This is a genomic window from Acidimicrobiales bacterium, assembly GCA_022452145.1.
Taxonomy (GTDB): Bacteria; Actinomycetota; Acidimicrobiia; order Acidimicrobiales; family MedAcidi-G1; genus UBA9410.
Genome location: JAKURY010000043.1, coordinates 1 through 3,756 on the forward strand (window position 1 = coordinate 1; position 3,756 = coordinate 3,756).

The 3,756-nt window shown below is 68.2% G+C and carries 4 protein-coding genes; all 4 read left to right on the plus strand.

Annotated features, from left to right (window positions below):
- Positions 1-500 (plus strand): amino acid ABC transporter permease (locus MK177_10230; protein MCH2427692.1); only part of this gene is annotated, 500 nt, incomplete at its 5' end.
- A gap of 32 nt (positions 501-532) precedes the next feature.
- Complete coding sequence (locus MK177_10235) at positions 533-1,261, plus strand: amino acid ABC transporter ATP-binding protein (protein MCH2427693.1); 729 nt, start codon at positions 533-535, stop codon at positions 1,259-1,261.
- 1 nt (position 1,262) lies between these two features.
- Positions 1,263-2,807, plus strand: a complete 1,545-nt coding sequence (locus tag MK177_10240) for an ABC transporter ATP-binding protein (GenBank protein ID MCH2427694.1) — start codon at positions 1,263-1,265, stop codon at positions 2,805-2,807.
- Positions 2,804-3,756: ABC transporter permease (locus MK177_10245; GenBank protein ID MCH2427695.1), on the plus strand; the 953-nt coding region annotated here is incomplete at its 3' end. The genes MK177_10240 and MK177_10245, both read left to right, overlap by 4 nt.

Consider the following 3,756-nt stretch of genomic DNA (forward strand, 5'->3'; position numbering starts at 1 on the left):
ACTTCGTGGTGGTGGGGACCGACGGGCGGGTGCGGGTACGGGTCAGCGGCGGCCTGAACAGGTGGTTCGGCTGGGAGCTGAAGCTCTCCTTCCAGATGCGGGCCATCGTGACCCTCTCCGTGCTCTACGGGGCCTATATGGAGGAGATCTTCCGGGGCGGCATCCAGTCGGTTCCGCCGGGCCAGACCGAGGCCGGTCGGTCCCTGGGCCTCAACCGCCGCCAGACCATGAACTCGGTGGTCCTACCCCAGGCGATGCGGGCCATCATCCCGCCGCTCGGAAACGACTTCATCGCCATCCTGAAGGACACCTCCCTGCTCTCCGTGCTCGGCGTCCTGGAGATCACCCAGCGGGCACGCCAGTTCTCGGCCAGCACCTTCAAGTTCCGGGAGGGCTACTTCGTCGTGGCCTTCATCTACCTGCTCCTGACCCTCGGCCTGTCGCTCCTGCTGGGCATGCTCGAACGGCGGATGACCCGCGACCGGAAAGGAGAGCGCTGATGGACTACACCGTCGATACCCAGTCGGAACCGATGATCCGCCTGCGCGGCCTCTCCAAGACCTTCGACAAGACCATCCACGCCGTACGCGACATGGACCTGGACGTGGCCGAGGGCGAGGTGCTGGTCATCGTCGGCCCCAGCGGCTCGGGCAAGTCCACGGTGCTCCGCTGCATCAACCTGTTGGAGGTCCCGACCACCGGCACGGTCACCGTCGACGGATTCGAGTTGACCGACGCCTCGACCGACATCGACCACGTCCGGGCCGAGGTGGGGATGGTGTTCCAGCAGTTCAACCTGTTCCCCCACCTGACCGTGATCCAGAACATCACCCTGGCCCAGCGCAAGGTCCGCAACCGTTCCAGGTCCGAGGCCATCGACATGGCCAGGCGCCAGCTCACCCGGGTGGGCATCCCCGAGAAGGCCGACGCCTACCCCCGCCAGCTCTCGGGTGGCCAGCAGCAGCGGGTGGCGATCGCCCGCGCCCTGGCCATGGAACCCCGTGTGATGCTGTTCGACGAGCCCACCTCGGCGCTCGATCCCGAGATGGTCAAGGAGGTCCTTGACGTCATGCTGGAACTTGCCTCCGAGGGCATGACCATGGTGGTCGTCACCCACGAGATGGGCTTCGCCCGGGCGGCCGCCGACCGGCTGCTGTTCATCGACGAAGGGGAGGTCGTCGAGGTCGGACCGCCCGAGGAAGTGTTCGCCAACCCGGCGCAGGACCGCACCAGGGCGTTCTTCGACAAGATCCTCTACTGACTTGCCTGACAGTCTCGTGACCGCACCGGCCGTGGAACTCTCCGGCATCACCAAGCGCTTCCCCGGCGTCGTCGCCAACGACGCCGTCAACCTGAGGGTTGCCGAGGGAGAGATCCATGCCGTGGTGGGCGAGAACGGTGCCGGCAAGTCGACGCTGATGAAGATCCTCTACGGCATGCAGCCCGCCGACGAGGGCCGCATGCTGGTCGGGGGCACCGAGGTGAGCTTCGGGTCGCCAGGCGACGCCATAGACCACGGCATCGGGATGGTCCACCAGCACTTCATGCTGGCCGACAACCTCACCGTGCTGGAGAACGTCGTGCTCGGCTCCGAACCGCGGCGACGCGGCCTGATCGACCGCGAGGCAGCACGCCGGGACATCGAGGCGCTGGGTGCCTCGTACGGCCTGGACCTCCATCCCGGAGACCTCGTCGAGACGCTGGAGGTCGGTGAACGCCAGAGGGTCGAGATCATCAAGGTCCTCTACCGGGGTGCACGGATTCTCATCTTGGACGAGCCCACTTCGGTCCTCGTCCCCCAGGAGGTCGAGGAACTGTTCCGCAACCTCCGGGAGCTCAAGTCCCGGGGCCACACGATCATCTTCATCGACCACAAGCTGGGGGAGGTGCTGGCCATCGCCGACACCATCACGGTGCTGCGACAGGGTCGGACCGTAGCAACCGTCAAACCGGCCGACGTGACCGCTCACGAGTTGGCCGAGCTCATGGTCGGATCCGAGCTCCCGGTCCCCTCGACCGAACCACGGGCCGCAGACAGCCACGTCACCCTGGCCCTACGCGGCCTGTCGGTGGTCGACGGAAGCGGGCGACCGACGCTGGACCGGGTGGACCTGGAGGTGCACCGCGGTGAAATCGTGGGGGTGGCCGGGGTGGAGGGCAACGGCCAGGGAGAGCTGATCGAGGCGATCCTCGGGCTGCGTCAGGCCGTCGGTGGGGAGCTCCTGCTGGATGGCGAGGACATGAGTGGCTGGCCGGTGCGGCGACGTCGGGAGGCCGGCATCGGCTACGTGCCCGAGGATCGTCAACGCCGGGGGCTGCTGCTGGACGCCCCGCTCTGGGAGAACGCCATGCTGGGGCACCAGACGATGGCCCCCTTCGCCCGGGGAGCGCTCCTCGACCGCTCAGGCGCCCGGTCAGCCACGACACGGATCGTGCAGGACTTCGACGTCCGTACGCCGGGGATCGACACGTCGGCCCGGGCCCTGTCCGGTGGCAACCAGCAGAAGTTGGTCATCGGCCGGGAGATGGCCGCCTCGCCCCGACTGCTCATCGCCGCGCATCCCACCCGGGGCATCGACGTGGGCGCCCAGGCGTCGGTCTGGGAGGACCTGAGGGCGGCCCGACGCGACGGCCTCGCCGTGCTGCTGGTGTCGGCCGACCTGGAGGAGTTGATCGGCCTGGCAGACCGCCTGGTGGTCATGCTCCGAGGCCGCGTGGTGGCAGAACTCGACCCGGCCACCACCACTCCCCGGGTCCTGGGTGGGCACATGACCGGAGCCGACGACCAGAGCGCCACCCGACCATGACGGCGAGACGGATCCTCATGGCCATTGCGGCCCCGGTGGTGGCCGTCGTCTTCTCGGTCGCCATCTCCTCGGTCGTCCTGATGATCTCCGGAACCAGCCCCCTGGAGGCGTGGCAGGAGATGCTCTCCTACGGGACACGCCTGGAGACGCTGGTGGCTACCGCCAACCGGGCCACGCCCCTCTACCTGGCCGGTATCGCGGTGGCAATCGGGTTCCGGATGAACCTCTTCAACATCGGGGTGGAAGGCCAGTACGTGCTGGCCGCACTGCTGTCAGCCTCGGTGGGCGCAGCCGTCGACCTCCCGGCAGTACTGCACGTGGCGCTCATCATGGTGGTGGCGATGACCGTCGGTTCGCTGTTCGCCGGCGTGGCCGGCTACCTGAAGGTGACCCGGGGCGTTCACGAGGTGATCTCCACCATCATGTTGAACGCCGTTGCGCTGGCGGCCGTCGGCTACCTCCTGCGCACCTGGCTGATCGACGAGGCCGACACCAGCCTCAACATGAAGACGCCGGAGATCCCACCGTCCGGCCGGTTCCCCAACCTCAACGGCGTCGTCGAGACGGTGACCCGGGAGATCGGCCGGGGGCGCGAGCTCTGGGGCTTCCTGCTGGTGGCGGTAGTCGTAGGCGTGCTGTTCCACCTGTTCCTGACCCGCACACGGCTCGGCTACGACCTCAGGGCCACCGGGCTGAACCCGTTCGCCGCCGAGGCCTCCGGGGTGGACCCGCGGGCCACCGTGGTCCGGGCCATGCTGCTGTCTGGTGCGGTGGCCGGCCTGATCGGCCTACCGGAGGTCCTCGGCGACAGCTACAAGTACGACCTGGCGTTCACCCGGGGCCTGGGGTTCACCGGCATCGCCGTGGCCCTCGTGGGACGCAACCATCCGGCCGGGGTGGCGGTCGGTGCACTGCTCTTCGGCTGGCTGGACTCAGCAGCGCCCATCCT